The sequence below is a fragment of the Cerasibacillus sp. JNUCC 74 genome (assembly GCF_053667775.1).
This window is the reverse complement of sequence record NZ_CM132207.1, coordinates 1,441,094-1,461,667: the sequence shown is the minus strand read 5'-3', so window position 1 is coordinate 1,461,667 and position 20,574 is coordinate 1,441,094. Positions and strand designations below refer to the sequence as shown.

General features: G+C 36.3%; 22 protein-coding genes and 1 tRNA gene. 2 read left to right on the top strand and 21 right to left on the bottom strand.

The features are described from left to right. Positions 1-62 precede the first annotated feature (62 nt). The 3 genes from JNUCC74_RS06360 to JNUCC74_RS06350 all read right to left on the bottom strand — a co-directional run bounded on the left by JNUCC74_RS06360 (position 63) and on the right by JNUCC74_RS06350 (position 1,649). The gene (locus JNUCC74_RS06360; RefSeq protein ID WP_454067848.1) at positions 63-458 is read right to left on the bottom strand and encodes a T7SS effector LXG polymorphic toxin; all 396 of its coding nucleotides are present in this window, start codon (positions 456-458) and stop codon (positions 63-65) included. A gap of 160 nt (positions 459-618) precedes the next feature. Beyond that, entirely contained in the window at positions 619-1,137 is a 519-nt protein-coding gene (locus tag JNUCC74_RS06355; RefSeq protein ID WP_454067353.1) for a hypothetical protein, read from the bottom strand. 5 nt (positions 1,138-1,142) lie between these two features. Then, positions 1,143-1,649 carry an SAR2788 family putative toxin gene (locus JNUCC74_RS06350; RefSeq protein ID WP_454067352.1) on the bottom strand — a complete coding sequence of 169 codons (507 nt, stop codon included), beginning with the start codon at positions 1,647-1,649 and terminating at the stop codon, positions 1,143-1,145. 635 nt (positions 1,650-2,284) lie between these two features. On the opposite strand from JNUCC74_RS06350, the gene JNUCC74_RS06345 reads away from it, so the two are divergent. After that, entirely contained in the window at positions 2,285-2,584 is a 300-nt protein-coding gene (locus tag JNUCC74_RS06345; protein ID WP_245799790.1) for a tyrosine-type recombinase/integrase, read from the top strand. Positions 2,585-2,663: 79 nt separating this feature from the next. Here JNUCC74_RS06345 and JNUCC74_RS06340 read toward each other — a convergent pair. Continuing rightward, a tRNA-Arg gene (locus JNUCC74_RS06340) sits at positions 2,664-2,736 on the bottom strand. 218 nt (positions 2,737-2,954) lie between these two features. Here JNUCC74_RS06340 and clpP point away from each other — a divergent pair. After that, positions 2,955-3,542 (top strand): ATP-dependent Clp endopeptidase proteolytic subunit ClpP, encoded by a 588-nt coding sequence (gene clpP, locus JNUCC74_RS06335; protein ID WP_077320039.1) that lies wholly within the window; start codon positions 2,955-2,957, stop codon positions 3,540-3,542. Between the two features lie 43 nt (positions 3,543-3,585). On the opposite strand, the gene JNUCC74_RS06330 is transcribed toward clpP, so the two are convergent. The 17 genes from JNUCC74_RS06330 to JNUCC74_RS06250 form a co-directional block, all read right to left on the bottom strand. Then, complete coding sequence (locus JNUCC74_RS06330) at positions 3,586-3,849, bottom strand: HPr family phosphocarrier protein (protein WP_425445281.1); 264 nt, start codon at positions 3,847-3,849, stop codon at positions 3,586-3,588. Positions 3,850-4,055: 206 nt separating this feature from the next. Beyond that, positions 4,056-5,000 carry a DNA-binding protein WhiA gene (gene whiA / locus JNUCC74_RS06325; RefSeq protein WP_454067351.1) on the bottom strand — a complete coding sequence of 315 codons (945 nt, stop codon included), beginning with the start codon at positions 4,998-5,000 and terminating at the stop codon, positions 4,056-4,058. A gap of 21 nt (positions 5,001-5,021) precedes the next feature. Continuing rightward, positions 5,022-5,993, bottom strand: coding sequence for a gluconeogenesis factor YvcK family protein (locus tag JNUCC74_RS06320; protein ID WP_077320036.1), 972 nt, complete (start codon positions 5,991-5,993; stop codon positions 5,022-5,024). After that, the gene (rapZ, locus tag JNUCC74_RS06315; RefSeq protein ID WP_454067350.1) at positions 5,990-6,877 is read right to left on the bottom strand and encodes an RNase adapter RapZ; all 888 of its coding nucleotides are present in this window, start codon (positions 6,875-6,877) and stop codon (positions 5,990-5,992) included. Before rapZ ends, JNUCC74_RS06320 begins: the two co-directional genes overlap by 4 nt. Positions 6,878-7,370: 493 nt before the next feature. Beyond that, a complete protein-coding gene (locus tag JNUCC74_RS06310; protein WP_454067349.1) occupies positions 7,371-7,829 on the bottom strand; it encodes an NUDIX domain-containing protein in 459 nt (152 codons plus the stop codon). A 644-nt stretch (positions 7,830-8,473) separates the two neighbouring features. Continuing rightward, a complete protein-coding gene (gene trxB / locus JNUCC74_RS06305; protein WP_454067847.1) occupies positions 8,474-9,451 on the bottom strand; it encodes a thioredoxin-disulfide reductase in 978 nt (325 codons plus the stop codon). A 59-nt stretch (positions 9,452-9,510) separates the two neighbouring features. Beyond that, positions 9,511-10,512 (bottom strand): tetratricopeptide repeat protein, encoded by a 1,002-nt coding sequence (locus JNUCC74_RS06300; protein ID WP_454067348.1) that lies wholly within the window; start codon positions 10,510-10,512, stop codon positions 9,511-9,513. 584 nt (positions 10,513-11,096) lie between these two features. Continuing rightward, entirely contained in the window at positions 11,097-12,770 is a 1,674-nt protein-coding gene (locus JNUCC74_RS06295; RefSeq protein ID WP_454067347.1) for a glycerol-3-phosphate dehydrogenase/oxidase, read from the bottom strand. A gap of 652 nt (positions 12,771-13,422) precedes the next feature. After that, positions 13,423-13,962: a glycerol-3-phosphate responsive antiterminator gene (locus tag JNUCC74_RS06290; protein ID WP_454067346.1), complete on the bottom strand. Its 540-nt coding sequence runs from the start codon at positions 13,960-13,962 to the stop codon at positions 13,423-13,425. 8 nt (positions 13,963-13,970) lie between these two features. Then, entirely contained in the window at positions 13,971-14,480 is a 510-nt protein-coding gene (locus tag JNUCC74_RS06285) for an acyltransferase (protein WP_077320029.1), read from the bottom strand. 3 nt (positions 14,481-14,483) lie between these two features. Beyond that, positions 14,484-15,119, bottom strand: a complete 636-nt coding sequence (gene ppaX, locus JNUCC74_RS06280) for a pyrophosphatase PpaX (protein ID WP_454067345.1) — start codon at positions 15,117-15,119, stop codon at positions 14,484-14,486. Beyond that, on the bottom strand, positions 15,094-16,056 hold the full coding sequence (locus JNUCC74_RS06275; RefSeq protein ID WP_454067344.1) for a nucleoside recognition domain-containing protein: 963 nt from the start codon (positions 16,054-16,056) through the stop codon (positions 15,094-15,096). Before JNUCC74_RS06275 ends, ppaX begins: the two co-directional genes overlap by 26 nt. Before the next feature lie 29 nt (positions 16,057-16,085). Then, on the bottom strand, positions 16,086-16,967 hold the full coding sequence (gene lgt / locus JNUCC74_RS06270) for a prolipoprotein diacylglyceryl transferase (RefSeq protein ID WP_454067343.1): 882 nt from the start codon (positions 16,965-16,967) through the stop codon (positions 16,086-16,088). Next, positions 16,964-17,914, bottom strand: coding sequence for an HPr(Ser) kinase/phosphatase (hprK, locus tag JNUCC74_RS06265; RefSeq protein ID WP_077320025.1), 951 nt, complete (start codon positions 17,912-17,914; stop codon positions 16,964-16,966). The genes lgt and hprK overlap by 4 nt, the downstream gene beginning before the upstream one ends. Positions 17,915-18,596: 682 nt before the next feature. After that, the gene (locus JNUCC74_RS06260) at positions 18,597-18,950 is read right to left on the bottom strand and encodes a phage holin family protein (RefSeq protein WP_216484312.1); all 354 of its coding nucleotides are present in this window, start codon (positions 18,948-18,950) and stop codon (positions 18,597-18,599) included. A gap of 56 nt (positions 18,951-19,006) precedes the next feature. Further along, a complete protein-coding gene (gene bshB2 / locus JNUCC74_RS06255) occupies positions 19,007-19,675 on the bottom strand; it encodes a bacillithiol biosynthesis deacetylase BshB2 (protein ID WP_454067342.1) in 669 nt (222 codons plus the stop codon). A gap of 354 nt (positions 19,676-20,029) precedes the next feature. Then, positions 20,030-20,383 carry a YojF family protein gene (locus tag JNUCC74_RS06250; RefSeq protein WP_454067341.1) on the bottom strand — a complete coding sequence of 118 codons (354 nt, stop codon included), beginning with the start codon at positions 20,381-20,383 and terminating at the stop codon, positions 20,030-20,032. Between the last annotated feature and the right edge of the window lie 191 nt (positions 20,384-20,574).

Below are 20,574 nucleotides of genomic sequence, written 5' to 3'. Positions count from 1 at the left end.
ACCGATCAAATAAATATAGCTTTTCAATGGTCTGATGTGTCATTTTCTTTGCATGTTGTACTTTATCCAGGAACTCTTCGTAAATCTATATCCCGAATATGAATAATATCTCTAACTGATTGAAGGACGGCATTTGCTTTATCGGTTAGCATCATTGCAACATGTTCTGCCCGTTTAAGTCCTCCTTGAACACCATCTGCAAGAAAGTCCTCTCGAATAACGCCATTCCTGTCCGGTTCCAGTTCATCAATAGACTTTTTTATCTCTCGTAACGTATTCGAATAATTATCAATGAAACCCTCTAGAAACAACAGAAACGGCTGGTGTACCTCTTTATAAAAGGTTCGAATAGAATTTAGCCGTTTTTCTTTAAAAGCTTTTTCTAAGGCAATAATGGCCTCTCTATGCTTTTCTGGATGTTTTTGATTTGTGTATGTATCTGTTCTAGCTGCGCCAATGTTTTGTCAATGAAGCGATGACATTCCCCTACATACAGCGCCTTGATTGACATCTCCTCCCATCCCCATTGGTAATAATTTCAATATAACCCCTTTAGTTGAATTATACCTAAAAGTATGTAATATACGAAATTGTTTATTAAATAATTTATTACAGTAATTACGCCCTATCCAAATAGATAGGGCGTAAACTGAACTTTAGATCATTAATCAGTTTATCATCATGTGAAATAATATCGAGAACATCACTACTTAGATATAACATAAAACTATCATTATAAAAAATAATATATGCACTATTCATATATCCAGATGTTACTTTCAAACAGTACTTATATATATTATATCGGTCTAATCCTTTTACAGTTGCAAAAATCACTTCTTCTCCAAACACTTCATCTTTTACAATTATTTCTTTCCAGTTTTTTAATTTGAATATTTTACCTAATCCAACTTTTTCTCTTCTTCTTTTACCATTTACTATATAACCGGAAATAAACGTACTATCAATTCTAGATTCTTTATTAAAAATTAAAAAGATAAGCTCTTTTAATAAAAGTTCGTTTTTCTTATAAAATGTATCTGAAAGAACTCTCAATCTAAAATTACTAGAAACCTGATGGTAAGGAGTATTATCCAAATTACAAAAATCCACTTTAAATCTTGTAAGTCTATCCATAAAATTTAGTCACCTATTCTTCTCAAAAGTGCATCATACGTTCCTGATCTTGTTTCCTTTTTTCCCAAAGCTTTTATGGTCTTTGCGCCCTTCCAACTTCCTCCTGAATGTTTATCAACATCTCTACTTATATATTTAGGCCCTTTTGCTTTTTTACCTCTTTTGTAAACTTTTGCTCCATGTGATTTAAAATTAGTTTCTATATACCCTAAAGCTTTTGCAGCAACTCTTGCAACAGATTCAGTTTTCTTTATTGATCTATTTATAGCCTTCTTTCCAAATGATTTTACGGCTTTTTTCAATCCATATTTAACTACGAATCTAATAAGTATTGGCACAAGAGGTAAAGCTGCAGCAGATACTTCAGTAGTATTTACATTGTACACTTCTCCAGTTTCAATATCAGTAAAAACTGCTCTAATATCTTCACCAACAATTTCTGTTAAAACAATATCAAAGTTTTTTTCTATATTTTCCCCATGCTCAGTCTCCAATAATGCTTTAGCTGTCATCTTGCCATTTTCAGGATTAAAAATCACTTCACTCTGAATCTAGTGTAGATTCAACTGTATTCATACCATTTTCTTTGTATTCAATTGTTTGAACTTGATTAGATGAAACGATATTATTATGTATTTTAGTTTCTATATTTTCACTAAGATTCTGAGCAAAAATCAAATTACCCGGTATTAGAGTGATAAAAAGTGCAATTATAATAGAATATATTAATGTTTTTTCATAGATTTTTCTCCCCTATGTTTTATATTGTATTAATCCTGACCATAACTTTGCTTTTCTCCCAATTCCTTTGAGTGCGTTTTCAATTTCTAATTACCTGCTTTTCCTGGAACTCGTCCATGTCTTTGATATCGTATTTTCCACTACCTTTGTTATCTAAGTTGCTGTGTTCTTCTTTAAGCTGTTTTTCTTCCTTGGCAGCTAGTTCTTAAGACCACTTCATTTACAAGAATTTTGGGATTGTGTGGACTTGAAAAACAGCTCTAGTTATCGGTCAATAACAATGAGTGAGAGATTAATGTTTGAGTTAAAAAAGTATAAAGCTAAACAAATTGAACAAAAAATGAAGTATGGAAAAGATTATGATGATTAGGGGTTCGGAGTTGCGACCAACCGAGGTATTTTTATTTTGCCGACAAATTTAGGAAGAGCTTTCAGATTAAGACGAGACAAACTAATAAAGAATGGTATAAAATTAAAGAAGATACGATTCCACGATTTAAGGCATACTCATGCTAGTTTGTTATTTAGCCAAAAAGAACATCCTAAAGTTGTTCAGGAACGATTAGGTCATTCAAGCATAGAAGTGACACTAGACACATATTCCCATATGCTTCTGAATATGCAGGAATCAGCAGTACAAACATTAGATGAAATGTTCTTGAACTTGAAGAATGCCGATTTTGAAAATGATGTGACCAATACGTGACCAAATCAACAAAAACAAAGAAAAAAGGCAAGGGATAGAGTCGCGCTCTATCCCTTGCCACATAAAGAATTGAAAGTAGCACGCCCGGAGGGATTCGAACCCCCGACTCACGGTACCGGAAACCGTTGCTCTATCCCCTGAGCTACGGGCGCAAGTATTATATTCTAATAAAGACACATAGAATATTATAACCCTTATTTCCCCGTTAGACAAGCCCTTTTTTCATTTTTATGTTTATTTTTATGGGAAATGGAAATGAATGTAAGTGTATTTTCATCTTATCAAATGTTTTTGTTTGACCTTTTTTGACCTATTAGTTATGATAATTATATCCAATTGATGGATATTTGAATAGATGAGGAGGATTTTTATGAATTTAATACCAACAGTTATAGAACAAACAAATCGCGGTGAACGCGCCTATGACATTTATTCACGTTTATTAAAAGACCGTATTATTATGCTTGGTAGTGCCATTGACGATAATGTAGCAAACTCTATTGTAGCACAACTATTATTCTTAGAAGCAGAAGATCCGGAAAAAGATATTTCCCTATATATTAATTCACCAGGTGGATCGATTACAGCTGGAATGGCTATTTATGATACGATGCAATTTATCAAGTCAGACGTATCAACGATCTGCACAGGTATGGCTGCTTCGATGGGAGCATTCTTGCTCACTGCTGGAGCAAAAGGGAAACGCTATGCATTGCCAAATAGTGAGGTAATGATTCATCAGCCACTTGGTGGTACACAAGGTCAAGCAACGGACATTGAAATTCATGCACGCAGAATTTTGCAAATGAAAGAAAAAATCAATGAAATTCTTGCTGATCGGACTGGACAACCGCTAGAAGTCATTGAACGTGATACAGATCGTGATAACTTTATGACTGCCCAAAAAGCTGTCGAATACGGTTTAATTGATAAAGTGTTAGAACGTAAACCTGAATAAAAATAATAAATGCCCTTTTCAAATGATCGAAAAGGGCATTTATTTATTTTCCGGAAACGAAATCCGTTAATTGAGTAATCGCTTTTTCTTCATCCGCCCCGTCTGCAATGATTGTGATTTCTTCACCAGCAGTTATAGCTATACTCATCAGTCCCATAATACTCTTCGCATTCACTTTTTTCCCATTTTTTTCAATAAATACATGAGAAACATACTGGTTTGCTTCTTGGACAAATTCAGCAGCAGGCCTTGCCTGCAATCCTGTCGGCAATTCTACCTTAATCAGTCTCTCAATCAACTCTCTCATCCCTCCTCATAAGCGAAAGCGTTCTCATAATTATCGTATTATATTATAAATGAAGCAAAGTTCGTTTAGCAAATACGTTACTATTTAAAGGGAACCGTCATCAACGGCTCCTTTATCAAAACTCATATTTTATACGTGTTAAATCAAACGAATTCATTGCTCATCATGTAGCTGTATTATATCATGGTTTTTTTTACAAGCAAAGCTTAGGTAAACAGTTCTCCCTTTTTAATTCTTTCTGCGTATTCATCGATTTTCTTTAATCGGTGATTAACACCAGATTTAGATATTTTACCGCTTTCTAATAACTCACCGAGCTCTTTTAAAGATACATCCTGATGCTGGATCCGAAGGACAGCAATTTCTCTTAGTTTCTCTGGCAATTGATCAAGCCCAATGGTTCGGTCAATTAATTGAATGTTCTCAATTTGTCTAAATGCCGCACCAATTGTCTTATTTAAATTAGCTGTTTCGCAATTAACAATCCGGTTTACAGAGTTTCTCATATCACGTAAAATACGAACGTCTTCAAACTTGAACAGTGCATTATATGCACCGACAATACTGAGAAATTCTGTAATTTTTTCTGCTTCTTTGATGTAAACGATATAACCATTCTTTCGTTCCAGTTTACGTGCATGCAAACCAAAATCATTAATCAGTTCGCATAACGCATCATTATGTTCTTCATAAAAATTAAAAATTTCTAAATGGTATGAAGATGTTTCCGGATTATTAATGGAGCCCCCAGCCAAAAATGCACCTCGTAAATAAGCTCTTTTACAGCAAGTGTTCTTTAGAAACTCATTAGAAATAGTTCGCGTGAAACTCAGAGGCTCTTGTAAAATGTGTAAATCCAGCAACAAGGAACGAACATCCTCTTTAAGACGAACAATATAAACATTATTCTTTTTTAGCTTCATTTTCTTTCTCACTAACAGTTCTACACGGACATCATAGGCCGCTTTAATCAACATATAAATGCGTCTGGCAATAGCAGCATTTTCTGTCTGTACATCTAATGTGTACTTATGCTTGGATAAAGAAACGGCTCCATTCATACGGACCAGTGCAGCTAATTCAGCATATTTACAGCACTCATCTATCTCGATCGCTGTTAATTCTTTTTTTATTTCCGAAGCAAAGGACATATTATCCCCCCCTTCATGTGCTTAAACAGCTTCATTCTCTTTTAAAATAGAATACAATAACGCTGCTACTTTATGATTATCATGTCTTAACGCGGATTGCGACGGATCAATAATATCACCTTCAATAATTCTTAGACCCATCTCTAATAAACGTTCTGTATCATAAATAACTGGCTCTGCGTTTTCTTCTGCATATATCGCTCGAATTGTTTTTTCTATGGGCTCATTATGTACCACTATGGAATCCACACTATTTTCTCCAATATGATCACAGATAGCTTGCACATGGTCTGCAGCAGTATAGCCAGTTGTTTCTCCAGCCTGTGTCATCACATTACATACATAAACTACTTTCCCTTTTGTTCCACGGATTGCCTCTGCTATTTGCGGCATGATAATGGTTGGCATAATACTTGTATATAGACTTCCAGGCGCAATTACAATCATATCCGCTTTTTTTAAAGCGTTAACGGCATTTGGTAATGGATGAACAGGCTGCGGGCTTAAAAATACACGCTTGATTCTCTTATTAGCTAAAGGAATATTAGATTCTCCTGACACGATCGTACCATCTTCCATTTCTGCATGGAGTGACATACTATCATTAGATATGGGATAAATTTTTCCTTTCACATTTAAAACACGGGAAATTTCTCTTATTCCCTGATTAAAGTCTCCTGCAATGGAAGTCATCGCCGCTAATAATAAATTGCCCAGGGAATGACCAGATAACCCATTCCCTACATTAAAGCGATGTTGAAATAATTCAATTAGCATTGGCTCAGCATCAGACAAAGCAGCTATCACATTACGGATATCCCCTGGTGCAGGTATATCCATTTCATCACGCAGTCTTCCTGTACTTCCTCCATCATCTGCAACTGTAACAAGGGCAGTCAATTGAATGGGGAGGTTTTTCAAACCGCGTAGTAAAACAGGCATCCCTGTTCCACCGCCAACAACGACTACTCGTGGGAGTTTTTCTGAATTCATTTATGATGTCCCTTTCTTTTGTCAATATCACGATGTGTAACATGAGTAATATAGCCCTCACTTAATTCCTTTGCAAAATATTCAGTAAGTGCGACAGATCGATGTTGTCCACCTGTACACCCAATAGCGACTACTAATTGCGACTTCCCTTCTTTTTTATACTGCGGAAGCATGAATTGAAGTAAATCAAGTACTTTGGAATTAAATTTTTGTGTATCTGTCCAGCGAAATACATAAGAAGCAACGTCTTTGTTCAAACCTGTTAAAGGCTGTAAATTAGTAACATAATGAGGATTTGGTAGAAAACGAACATCAAATACTAAATCAGCATCTATCGGTAACCCGTACTTAAAGCCAAAAGAAACAAAATGAATAGAAAAGACTTCCTCTTCTTCTTCAGAATAAGCCTGCACGATCTTTTCGCGGAGCTCTTTTGGTTTAAGGTTGGTTGTATCAATAATCCGCTGAGCTCTTCCTCTTAACTCATCTAAAATTTCCCGTTCTTTACGAATACCATTTAAAGGAAGTCCACCTACTGCTAAAGGATGGGAACGCCTTGTTTCCTTATACCGGCTTACAAGTTTTTCATCCTTGGCATCTAAAAAGAGAATATGCTCATCAAGCCAATCTTCAACTGCCAATACATCCAATGCCTCAAATAAAGAATCAAAAAATTCACGAGCACGTAAATCCATTACAAGTGCAACCTTTTGAATATTATTTGTAGAATCCTTCATTAGTTCAATAAATTTAGGTAACAATGTAGGAGGAAGATTGTCTACACAGTAATAACCTAAATCTTCAAAACTTTGCACAGCAACTGTTTTACCAGCTCCTGACATCCCTGTTATAATAACTAATTTTGTTTCTTGTTTTTCACTCATTTACTCTATCTCCCTCTTTAGTCTGGATCTAGTTGAATTGAAATTACTCAGTCTAAATTATACTATGTGAAACAGTATGTCTTTGCTAGTCACCTCTTTTAAGATAGGATAAGGCAAAGATATTTTGTTTTCGTCAATTAATTCTAAGAAATGGATACATGTTACCTTTTCTGTATATATTGTCAATATGTTATTATATTGCCCCGCATGTAAGGTGCCGTAAGACTATCGCTTTAAGGGTTGTAGGGATATGAAGAAGTCTAAAAGGGAGAAGGCGGCACCTACATGCCCGATCCGTTTCAGTTGAAAGGACAGAGTTGCTACGATAGCAATACACCGAGGTTTTCAAGGACAAGAAAGACTACGACAGCATACTTCGCACGAAGAAAAAACGTACTTCTTTTTCAAGAGTTGCAATTTTGCCGTTTGTTCTACTTCTTATCAGTAGAGGATGAAGAAACCGCTAACTGAATAAGATTTCACTTATAACAATTTACAATGGGTCAATACGATAACTGATTAATTCGTCCGTTTTTGTATAATTAAACGTTCCAGTTACTACATGATCACTATTAAATATATACTGATATATCATTCGATCTCCTTCAGCCATCGGTAAATTCTTTATTTTTTTAATATCTATCCATTCCAGTTCACCTTCTCTGCAAAATTCAACAAGCTTTCCACTGTATTTATGGCAGATGAATGTGTACATCATCCATTCTCGTTTAGACTCATCTTCATCTAACACTGTAAATGTAAACACTCCAGCCAATCTTGGATCATGAAGTTGCAATCCCGTTTCCTCTTTATATTCTCTAATTACAGATTCACGAATGGTTTCGCCAAATTCCATCTTTCCTCCGGGAATTGCATACCATCCATGCTTGGGCTTTTTTAAAACTAACAGTTGATTTTGATCTATTACTATGCAGTTTGTAACCTGTTGCATTCCAATCACCTCTAAATTCACAACAATGGACTATCTATCCATACTAATTTATATTATACTAGTTTCAACTATAAAAGGAAACTTACGTAACTGCAAATGGGGATAACCCCTAACATCATATATAGTGAATAATGTTATACTTAAAGTCTGTGTTTAAAAAAGAATATAATAAAACTTCATTCATGTTAATAATTGGAATTCACCAAATCTATAGTCGTAAATTTTCATTTCTTAAAAGATGTAAAATTTAGCGGCGAGACGAGATCCTGGTTATATATATATGTATATCTTAAAAATGTTTACGGTGTCGAATGAACTTCCTAAGCTAAAATTTAATCCATCCTAACATACGAAAAAACCCGAAGTATTTTTTTCTACGACTTTTTGAGTAACGGAAAAAACTTAAGCTAGCGCTCACACTAGGCAATGCTACTTTTCAAAAAGGAGTTATCAACAAGGTAGAAACGGATATAATTTTATTAGAAAACAAAAAAAGCACAGGTTTATAATACCTGCGCCAAATAACTAATCTATCTATTAAAAGGGGGTCAATTAGTTAGTTTATATTATACCCCACGATTATTTCGCACATATTACAGCGCGGTTAAAAAGCAGTTACTCATAGTAAATTTTTCTTAAATCATTTAGGAATTGGCTGCTTTCATTTCTTCCATCACATCTTCAACATACTTTATTGCTGATTCTGCTGCTATACTTCCATCACCAGTTGCTGTAACAATTTGTCGTAATGTTTTTTCACGAATATCGCCAGCAGCAAAAATGCCTGGTATTGGGGTTTCCATATTTTCATTTGTTGGGATATATCCATCTTCATTGGTAATGCCAAGAGACTTAAAAGGCTCACTCAATGGAACCATACCAATATATACAAATACACCGTCGATATCGTGATCATATACTTCGCCCGTTTTTTTATTTTTTAACGTTACACTACCGACTTTTCCACCCTGTTCATTGATTTTTTCAACAACTGTATCCCAAATAAACTCGATCTTCTCATTATCAAATGCGCGATCCTGTAAAATACGTTGTGCTCTTAATTCATCACGACGATGAACAATGGTCACTTTATTAGCAAATCGGGTTAAATATATACCTTCTTCAACCGCAGAGTCACCTCCGCCAATCACGATCAAGTTTTTCCCTTTAAAGAATGCACCATCACAAACAGCACAATAGGATACGCCACGACCGCCTAATTCTTCTTCACCTGGAATGCCTAGCTTTTTATATTGGGCACCAGTCGTAATAATTACGGACCTTGTATTGTATTCCTTATCTCCAGCTACAATCGTTTTATAATCGCCATGATCAATGACTTCTTTAATATCACCATAAGCGTATTCAGCACCAAACTTTTTAGCGTGTTCAAACATTTTATTTGATAACTCCGGACCAAGGATATGTTCATATCCAGGATAATTTTCAACATCTTCTGTATTGGCCATTTGTCCTCCTGGAATACCACGTTCAATCATCAATGTTTCTAAATTAGCCCGAGAAGCATAAACAGCAGCTGTCATACCGGCAGGACCAGCGCCTGCAATAATAACATCATACATTTTGTGATCGGACATTTTATTCGCCCCTTTTCTACTTATAATTCAGCCATATTTAGCTTAATAAACGTAAGACTTTTCGTCTAATATTATGCTCACACTTACTTATTTTCCTCCCAGGGCATTATTTCACTTAATAAATTTGGATGTCTTTTGCATCCTTCCTGCCAAATGGAAACGGCTTTTGCTTGTTCTCCAGAGCGATACGTGGATAAAGCATACCAGCGAAAATAAGAAGGATGTCCTTTTACTTTCCCTTTAACCAGAGATTGAAATCGCATCAATGCTTCAGCATGATTATTTGTTCGAGCAAGCGTGACAGCAATACGTAATTTTTGCTGTTCATGAATTGGGTATACGTTTAGTAATGCCTGAATATGCAAATGATATTCTTCATTCATTTCTAATTCATAATAAAATAATGCTAAATTCAGGTGGCAAGATAAAGAATTCTGATTTTCATCTAATTCTTTTAGCTCCATCTCTAGTGCTTTTGTTTTATAACCAGAAAAAAACAGGGCTTGAGTATAGTCATGGTTTGTATTAGGATGCTCTGGAAATAGAAAGAGCATCTCTTCCAAGACGGGAATTGCTTTTTCCCATTCTTCATATTCCATATGATAAAAGACGGTTTCCTGATAAATCAGCAGTTCATCTTCGTCTTCCAAATCCCAATCCTCATCATCTTCTTCAATATCAATTAATGCTAATAAATGCATGACTTCAACTTTAAAGTCTCCATTTGGTTCCTTTTCTAAATAAAGATCAGCAAATTTTTTTGCATCATTCAACAAACCAAGATGTGCATAATTATTGGCTAGCAAATAATAACAGTCGACATATTCCGATGTCTGCAACACATTTGTCAACACTTCATTTGCTGCATGGTATGCTCCGATCTCTGTATAGATAATAGATAACTGACATTTATATAATGCTTCAGTTGGTTTTTGCTCAATTGCTTTTTTTAACCATTTTATAGCGACATCAAATTTTCTTTTTTGAAAAGCTTCTATACCTTTTGTGAAGTAAAAATCACCTTCAGGAATAAAAGGGAGAACGTTATTTTGTTTTTCATTTGATTTATTTGTAATTTGTGACATGTATATCCCCCTCGTCTATAAACATACGAACAAAGTATACCATATTTGCCATCGGTTTTATACAGACCTAAATATATACCATATTATGACGCCAATCCTATCAATAAGGAAATTTGTCCAGGCTTGAACCATGGATATAGGAACTGCCTTTCCACTTATACTTAAAGAATTTTCACTTCATGGAATTAACTTCTATAAAGTGAAATTTCATTCAGTAGGAGTTTTCTTCCAACTTCCTAGCCACAAGGGTATGACCTAAAGGCCCTTGAACGAATCACATTTAGGTGCCGTTTTCTCCCGCTTAGTCCCTTTTGTAACAACTTAGGCTCTTGAAGTGAGAGTCTTACGGCACCTTTTAAACATTGCGTCGTTTTTTAAATTCAGTGCTAAAAATTTTATCTATGGTGATATCAAGAAGTCAATGTTGTTGACTTATCGTAATAAGAAGATCAAGTTTGCTACAGCTTATGCAATTGAGCTAGACACGGGAGCTACTTTCAAAAAAATATCGATCATGTAAAAATACATAAATTTCCCTATATATTGAAAAACTGGAAACCCATATTGGACTTCCAGTTCATTGATCAATTTTCTTCCGTTTGTGGGTGAACAGCTTCATGCAACGCTTGTGTTAATTCTTCCACGTATGCGTGCTTTTGTTCCTCAGACCAATTTAAAGTTTTTGCCATATACTCTACCACTTTTACTTGGTGAGAACGAACCCATTCAATTTCAAAGAATAAAGCTCCTGTACGTCTAATAAAAAAGTCAACCGGTTTATAGACAGCCTCATATTCTAGGGCATATAATAATTCCACAAATACTAACAAATCAATTTCTGCTTGCTTTGCTTCTTCTTGTTTCGTTCGATAAAGCTCCATAATAGCTTCAAAATTAGCTCCATATCGTTGGATTAAGCGACGAGCAGCTGATTCTTCCATACCTTCTACCACTGCTTCTTGTATTTTTCTTTCCATAAATCTTGCAAAGCCCTCGGAGCCGCCAACTTCTCCACCTGAAATTGGCAGATGAACCGTATCCGACTTTGAAAAGAGAATTCCCTTTTCTTGTTTTAATTGGTTCGTAACCGTATCAACTGCCTCCTCAGCCATTTTACGATAGCCTGTTAGCTTACCGCCCGCCATGGAAATTAAACCAGAATCAGAGATAAAAATCTCATCCTTACGGGAAATTTCACTTGGATTGTCTGCCCCTTCTTCTGCAATTAATGGACGTAAACCAGCCCAACTTGATTCCACATGATCTGCACGAATATTTAATGTAGGGAACATATATTGAATAGCCTGTAAAATATAATCACGATCTGCCACTGTCTTTTTAGGATTGGCTATATCACCACGATAAGTCGTATCTGTCGTTCCAACATAGGTAACATCTTCTCTAGGTATCGCAAAGACCATCCGGCCATCCGGTGCATCAAAATAAATTGCCTGTTGTAATGGAAAGACCCGTTTAGAAAACACAAGATGTACACCTTTTGTTAAATGTAACGCTTTTCCTTTTCTCGATCCGTCAATCTCTCTTAATTCGTCAACCCATGGACCACCTGCATTAATAATCTTTTTTGCATATACCTTGTATTGTCGTTTATGAATTTGATCTTCAATTACTGCACCAATTATTCGTTTATTATCATCGTATATAAATTTGATTACTTTAGCATAGTTTGTTGCAATAACGCCTTTTTGTACAGCCTTTTTTAGTACTTCGATCGTTAGTCGGGCGTCATCTGTTTTATATTCTACATAGTATCCTGCTCCCTTTAAGCCTTCTTTTTTAATTAAAGGCTCCTTTGCCAGTGCTTCCTCCGGGTTTAACATTTTACGCCGTTCTGATTTTTTTACCCCTGCAAGCATGTCGTAAACTCTTAATCCTATATTTGTAGTAAACGGACCAAATGTACCCCCCCTATGGAAAGGAAGCATCATCCATTCTGGTGTAGTTACATGAGGTCCATTTTCATATACAATTGCTCGCTCATGCCCAACCTCTGCAACCATTTTCACTTCAAATTGTTTGAGATAGCGAAGCCCACCATGTACTAATTTTGTCGATCTGCTTGATGTTCCGGCTGCAAAATCCTGCATCTCGACTAATGCTGTATTTAATCCTCTTGTCACTGCATCTAAGGCAATTCCTGAACCAGTAATGCCACCTCCTATAACTAACAGATCTAACTTTGCCTCTTGCATTTTTTTAAAACGTTCTTCTCGACGATAACTAGAAAAAGTATTCATCACTAACTCACTCCCATAATTATATTTACCCTTTTTTGTAAAAAGCCATGTATCAGTATGGACGAAATATTGGTTTAACAAGCATGTATTGACTAGTAACAAGTCTATGACTCAGATAATTGAACAGCACTTTTACCTTAGAACCTTGTCGCCTAATCGGTTTCTGTGCTAATCTTTTATCTTCTCTTAACGGAAAAAATAAAACCGCAAAACAAACTAATATGTACTATATTAGTCGCTTTGCGGTTTCTCCAATTCTCCGTCCAAATATTAACTTACTGTAAGTATAACATAATTACTCTTGATCAACAACGATTTGCTTGTTTTAGAGTCTGTCACGTATTTAAGTGAGTCACTCTCACCTTGTGATTTTCTGGCTTTTACACTGAATGTAAGGTGCCGTAAACTAGCAAATGCTTATTTTAAGTTCGTATTCCTTACTGCCTGATGCTTTTTTCCCCATCCGACAAATTAATGAGAAGTAGAATAAAGGCTGTCATCTCGGGCCTACCTGAAAAATATGATGTAATCCTGCAAAAGCCTTCCTTGTCCTCAAAAACTATTCTACCAAAGGCGAGAATCATCTATTTCCCAATAAATATTTTACTCATACCCTGTTTTTATCCAATTTTTGAAAAATATTATTTCATTTTCACCAAAGATTGGTGTTCGATGTTGATACACCAATAGCTCCTGCTTCTAATGCCTGTTGTACTTGATCATCTGTCTTAATAAGACCTCCTGCAATAACTGGCAAGCCGGTTTCCTCGGATAAATAGTGAATCATGGTTGGAATGATTCCTGGCAACACTTCAATACAATCGGGCTGTACGCTTTTAATCAGCTTAATATTCTGTTCTAAAGCTAAGCTGTCCAATAAAAAAACACGTTGAATCGCCAACATATCATGTTTTTTAGCCATTTTGATCACATTGGCTCTTGTCGATAAGATCCCATTCGGTTTTATTTCCCGAAGAACGTATTCCATTCCATAATCATCTGATTTTAATCCTTGGATTAAATCGAAATGAACTAAAATGTTTTTATTCGCTCGTTTGGAGTAAGTAACCAAATTTTTAATTTGTGATAAACGTGTCTCTAAAATAACAATGGTTGGATATGAGGTTTCTAATGCTCTATCAAAATCCTTCAGTCTGCGGATCGCTGGTAAAATACCTGTTGGTACATGCAAGCTATCACCTACTCTTTATTACGTGCTTCCATTTCTTCTTTTGTATAAATAATGCGCATTGGATTTCCACCTACAAAAGCACCGGCAGGAACGTCCTTATGCACTAATGTGCCTGCAGAAATAACTGCTCTATCACCAATTGTCACGCCGGGCAAAATCGTTGTATTAGCGCCGATCATTACTTCGTTACCAATCGTAACTTCACCGATTCGGTATTCTTTAATTAAATATTCATGCGCCAATATCGTTGTATTATATCCAATAACGCTGTTATCCCCAATTTTAATTTTTTCAGGAAACATAATATCTGGCATTACCATTAAAGCAAAAGCCGTATGTTCTCCGACTTCCATTGACAGAAGCTGACGATAAAGCCAGTTTTTCACTGACAAAAACGGCGTGTATCTGGCAACTTGGATGACAACAAAGTTTTTCATCACTTTCCAAAATGATACCGTATCATAAATTTGCCATAACGCATTTGTATGTTTCACAGGATAACGTTTTGTTTTTCGCATTATTTACACTCCTGTAATAGATAAAAGATCACGCATATCCTCCAGCATATAAGTTGGATTGTATTGCATTAATCGCTTCTTGCCTTTATACGACCATGCCACTGCAGCCGTCTTTACACTGGCATTGTGCCCTGATTGTATATCATGGGAATTATCACCGACCATTAGAGTGGATGTTGTATCAGCATTTAATTCAGCCATTGCTTTTAGCACAGGTTCTGCATCTGGCTTTGGCTTGTTAACATCATCTAAAGTAATCACTGTATCAAAGTAATCACCGATTTGAGTAATCGCCAACCCCTTAGCTACTGCCTGGCGCATTTTAGTTGTCACGACCCCTAGCTTGATATCCTTTGCCTTTAGCTGCTGTAATGTTTCTTCTACATATGGAAATGCCTTTACATAATGATCATGCTCGTTCATATTATGTGTTCGGTAGGTTTCTACCATACGCTCTGCTTTTTCTGGGTTAATGCTGCGAAACGTATCAAATAGGGGTGGACCATTAAATTCAATAATTTCCTGTCTTGAAAACTGATAATTATAATGTTCAAATGTATGCAAAAACGAAGCAATGATCAATTCATTGGTATCGATTAATGTACCATCTAAGTCAAAAAGTATTGTACGAATGCTCATTTGTTGCTGGTTCCTTTCTTCTGTTCTTATCTACCCGTTTCCAAATAAAAGCAACAATCATGGTTAATAAAATGGCTGTTACTAATCGAATAACTAATAATGGCCATACAGGGATCCCTAGTGGAATAAATACTAACGTATCCTCCACTACTGCGTGACAGGAGACTAGAAAGATAAGTGCAAGCATCATGTCCTTCTTCTCCACTCCATCTTCTTTGACAGCCTGAATCATCACGCCAGCGCCATAGGCTAGCCCAATCGTTAGTCCTGCTACCATTGTCATCGATGTATTTTCTTTCATTCCTAGGGCTTTTGTAAATGGTGCAAATATTTGCGAAAGCTTTGTAAGCCACCCCATTTCCCGTAGAAATTGCATCATGATCATTAACGGAAGAACGATTAATGCTAATTGTGCAATAGCTACAATTGCCGTTTGTAAACCATGTATAACAATTTCAAACCAGCCATTCAAGCTTGGTTCTGTATTGGAAATAAACCCGTATACTGCTTGCTCCGAGCCACCATTCCAAATAAAATTAATGACAATCGCAGCGATTAATGCTAAACCAACTCGAATGCCTGCAATTAACCACCAGCTTACTCCAACCCTGGAAGCAACGGCTGATTCAATAAATAAATTATGGCTAAATGATAGCATAATCGCCATAATAAATACTTCTTTCACTGTAAAATCAAAGGAAACAATTGCAGCGATCCCGGCATATAAGTTTAAGGCATTTCCCAACACTAAAGGAACTGCAGCCTCACCGGACAGTCCGATCAAGCCCATCAATGGCGTTAATTGCTTTATCACCCAAGGAAGAATTGGTGTGAATTGTAAAATAGTCACAATTAAAGTTATTGGGAAGATCACTTTTCCTAATGTCCAGGTTGTATGTAAGCCTTGCTGTACCCCACGTAGTAAAATACTTTTCATTTCCGTATTCCCTCTCTCGTAAGCACTGCTTATTTTTTTTTTTTGTTTTTCCCTTTTTTCTTTGCTCCGGTTCCTGATGACTTTTTAGCTTGTTCTGCTATATCCAAATAACGTACATGCTCGGTTTTTCGGCGATAAATAATCAATATCACAGCAATAACAATAATGACTATTGAAATTACTTGAGCCTGACGAAGAGAACCCAATACGTAGAGGCTATCCGTTCGCATTCCTTCTATGAAAAAGCGACCAATGGAATAGGCAATTGCATAGCTAAGGAAGATTTCTCCTCTGATCGGGTTATATTTCCGTAATAGTAAAAGAAAAGCAAACACAAGTAAATTCCAGACCGATTCATACAAAAAGGTAGGGTGATACATGACACCATCAATACACATTTGATTCATAATAAAATCAGGCAAATACTGATGAAAACTCTCATACGTTGCTTTCGAAATTGGCCCTCCATGTGCTTCCTGGTTCATAAAATTACCCCAACGACCAATTGCTTGCCCTAAGATAATACTTGGTGCAGCGATATCAGCAAGTTGCCAAAAAGATACATTTTTAACCCGGGCATAGACAATCGCTGTTAAAACGGAACCAATGAGCGCTCCATGAATTGCAATTCCGCCTTCCCATATGGCAAAAATATCCATCCATGAACTACCTACATATCGATCCCATTCAAAAATAACATAGTAAATTCTAGCCGAAATAATTGCAATCGGAATCGCAAAAACGACTAAATCAACCATAATATCTTTTTTCATGGCTAAGCGATTCGCTTCTCGATTAGCTAAAATCAACCCTAAAAATGCACCGGCAGCGATAATCACTCCGTACCAATATATCGACAGAGGGCCAATTTGTAAAAATACCCTATCTAGTGCAGGTGCTGAACAACTCATAAGTCCCCTCCTTGACTATATTCGCCACTTTCTTGATCAATCATATTTGTGAGACGTTCAGAAAATTCTTCTGCCGCATTTACGCCCATACGCTTTAGCCGGAAGTTCATGGCAGCAACTTCAATAATAACCGCTAAGTTTCGGCCTGGACGCACTGGAATGGTTGCTTTTGGTAATTCAACATCCATGATCTTCATTTTATCTTCATCCAAACCTAGCCTATCATATTGTTTATGTTCATCCCAATTTTCCAAATTAATAATTAAGGATATTTTTTTATAATTGCGTACTGATCCTGCTCCAAATAAAGTCATTACATTAATAATGCCAAGTCCGCGGATTTCTAAGAGATGTTCAATCAATGGAGGCGGGTTTCCAATTAAACTGTCGTAATCTTCTTGTCGGATTTCCACACTATCATCTGCAACCAGTCGATGTCCTCGTTTGACTAACTCTAATGCTGTTTCACTTTTTCCAACGCCGCTTTGGCCTGTTATGAGAACACCTACTCCATAGACATCGACAAGCACACCATGTATTGCTGTAAATGGAGCAAATTTAGCTTCCAGAAAGTTCGTTAACCTGCTAATAACACGGGTCGTCTTTCGAGGGGAGTGAAGGATAGGCACACCTGACTCATTAGCCGCATCAATGAATACTTGAGGGATTTCCATATTCCTTGTCACAACTATCCCGGGAGTAATATCTGTGCATAGTTTAGTCACGCGATCTAACTTTTCATCATCACTTAATTCCAAAAAGTAAGCCATTTCTGTTCTGCCTATTAACTGTAGCCTTTCTTTTGGATAATATTTAAAGTATCCAGTCATTTCAATGCCAGGTCGGGAGATATCTCCGGTAGTAATTTCTCTATAAAGTCCATCTTTCCCTGCTACAAGAGTCAGATTAAAGTTTTCCAATAAATCCTTCGTACGAACAGTTGCCATTTATTTATCCTCCTTGTACAAAACATCTTGATGTTTCGACTTATTACAAAAATATCGTCCTACGGTAAAGTAATGCATGTTCCAGTCTTGAATAAGTATGTACAATCAGATTTATAACCAAACAGGTTAAATAAGTCATTCTCAGACTTCTTCTAGCCAACTTTTTAGTATGTTTTATATCTCGCATTCACCTCATTATAACAAGCAAAAGTTTTCTTCATTGTAGCATATCCCACAAAAAAATCGTAGACTTAATTGCCTACGATCAAGTATGATAGCTATTGTCTGCAACATAATCAGAGCTAAAGATAGAACAGTTCATTGCCATGCGACCTTTCTTTTGGGTAAGATAGACTCTCGCCAATAAAAGAGATTTATAAATCTTGCAGTATCTGTTTCTCTAAAATGACTCTTTTTACCATCTTGTATGAAGAGCCATGGTGATAAATATACAATGAAATTTCATTTAGTAAGGCTTTTTCTTCATCCCTTACTGAATGTTAGTACCTTAAAGGTATGACCTAAAGGCCTCCCGAACGAATCGGGCATTTAGGTGCCGTTTTCTCACATGTTCACCTCTTCGTATTGCCTACACTCTTAAAGGGAGAGTCTTACGGCACCTTACATGCGGGATAAAAGAGTGGACTGTCCGCAAGTCTAATACCATTCACTTTTATTTGTGTTAACGAACGGAATCTTGTACTAATCGATTTAGTAGTAAATTAATGATGGAAATAATTATTGCTGCAATTACAGCTGTTCCAAAACCATTGATCACAAAGGAGTCCCCTATAATTGCTTGTGTAAGCATCAATGTAATAGCATTTATGACAAATAAGAAGAATCCTAGCGTAAGCACTGTGATCGGTAAAGTTAAAACAATTAAAATCGGCTTGACAATGATATTCAAAATAGATAGGATAAAGCTGGCAATTAGAGCTGTTCCAAAACCTTCCAAATGAAAAGAAGCAAACAATTGCGCTACAGCAATCAGTGCCACTGCATTAAGAACAATTGACAAGAGCCATCTAGTCATCTCTAATATCCTCTCCTTTGTTTAAACGCCTTAACATAATTATTTCCAATTGACACTTATTCAAACTTCCAAATAAAGAATTCTTCTTTACCAAACCGTTCTTTTGCCTCTTGTAAAATATCCGCTCCTAATTGTTTGTAGTCTTTTAATTTACCTATAATTCCGCTTGCTTGTGATTCATGACATAAAATAGCTTCCATTTTCTTTTCAAAATAATCTGCTATATCATTTATGATATCCGGCTCACCTAACTCCTCTTTAAATCCACGGGCAAACGCTTGTGCCCATATAGTCGGGCGTTTAGTATCATTCATTGATGCTACTGCTCTAATAGCAGCCGCTCCTAATGCGTTATGATCTGGGTGTACAGCATAGCCTGGATAATGTGTTATAACTAAACTAGGCGCTATTTCATCTAAAATATCTTTTAAATGTTTGGCTACTTTCGTCTGTTCCTCAAACTCTAGCGTTTTATCTCGATAACCGAGCATCACTAATTCCATATCCAACACCTTACAGGCATTCTGCAATTCTTGTTTGCGAATTTGCGGAAGAGTCTCTCGATTAGCAAAAGGAGGATTCCCCATATTTCTTCCCATTTCTCCTAATGTACCACATAAATATGTCACAGGAACTCCTTGACTGCGAAAATGAGCAATTGATCCCGCAGCCCCAAATGATTCATCATCTGGATGTGGTAATATAACAACAACATGTTTTTCCATATTTATCACCTGTTTTTCTTTGTTTAAGTATGTGTTCAAAAAGAACTAAGTTAGTTAAAATCGCAGACGTTCTTAAAAAAGCAGTGTACTTTTTCTGCGTGTGATGCATTACTGTCGAAGCATACTCTGTTCCTGATAAACCGCAGTCCATCGCTACGTAGCTTTTCTTGTCCTTGAATAAATCGCGATGCCGATTCAAGAAGCTTTTCTTGTCCTTGAAAAAGAAGAACGCTTTTTCTGCGTGCGATGCCGATTCAAGAAGCTTTTCTTGTGCTGTTGCAACGCCGATACTAGCACGTCCTGTCGACTTGAATCTCAATGTGTCATTTTTAACAACCTTTTTAAATATCCTCTCTAATAATCGAATGAAGTTTCACTAATTTGTAATGCCACCATTAAACGCCCTTTATGATCATGACCGGCAAGTAATAATTTAGCTCCTTCATGAATGGTCCAATCCGTTAACCCTTCCGCATATATCCATCCATTAGCAGTTTTGAACCCGACTCGATAAGTATTTCCTTCTGCTACGATTTTAGCTTGTACATACGTAATTTGTACATTTCGCACATAGGCGCCTACATTATAGGCTTTCTTGTCCAAATGACTGGCATATGCTCCATTTGTAGTTTCAACGTGAATATAAACAGCTTTATTTAAAAATGTATCTAACCAATGTTGTACTTTTTCTATCTCTATTGGTTTCATCTCGGTTCCTCCCATTTTCTGCTTCTTTTAGCTTATCGAAAGTTATGAAAACCGTCAAAAAATTTACCTGCATTTGAAATGGAGAAGTCAATGGAAAAAATCATTGAAGTGATAGGCGCCTTAAATGTTGGACACCCAAAGATTAAGATTACCTTGATTACACTTTGATAATAAAATTTCCACTGTGTCGC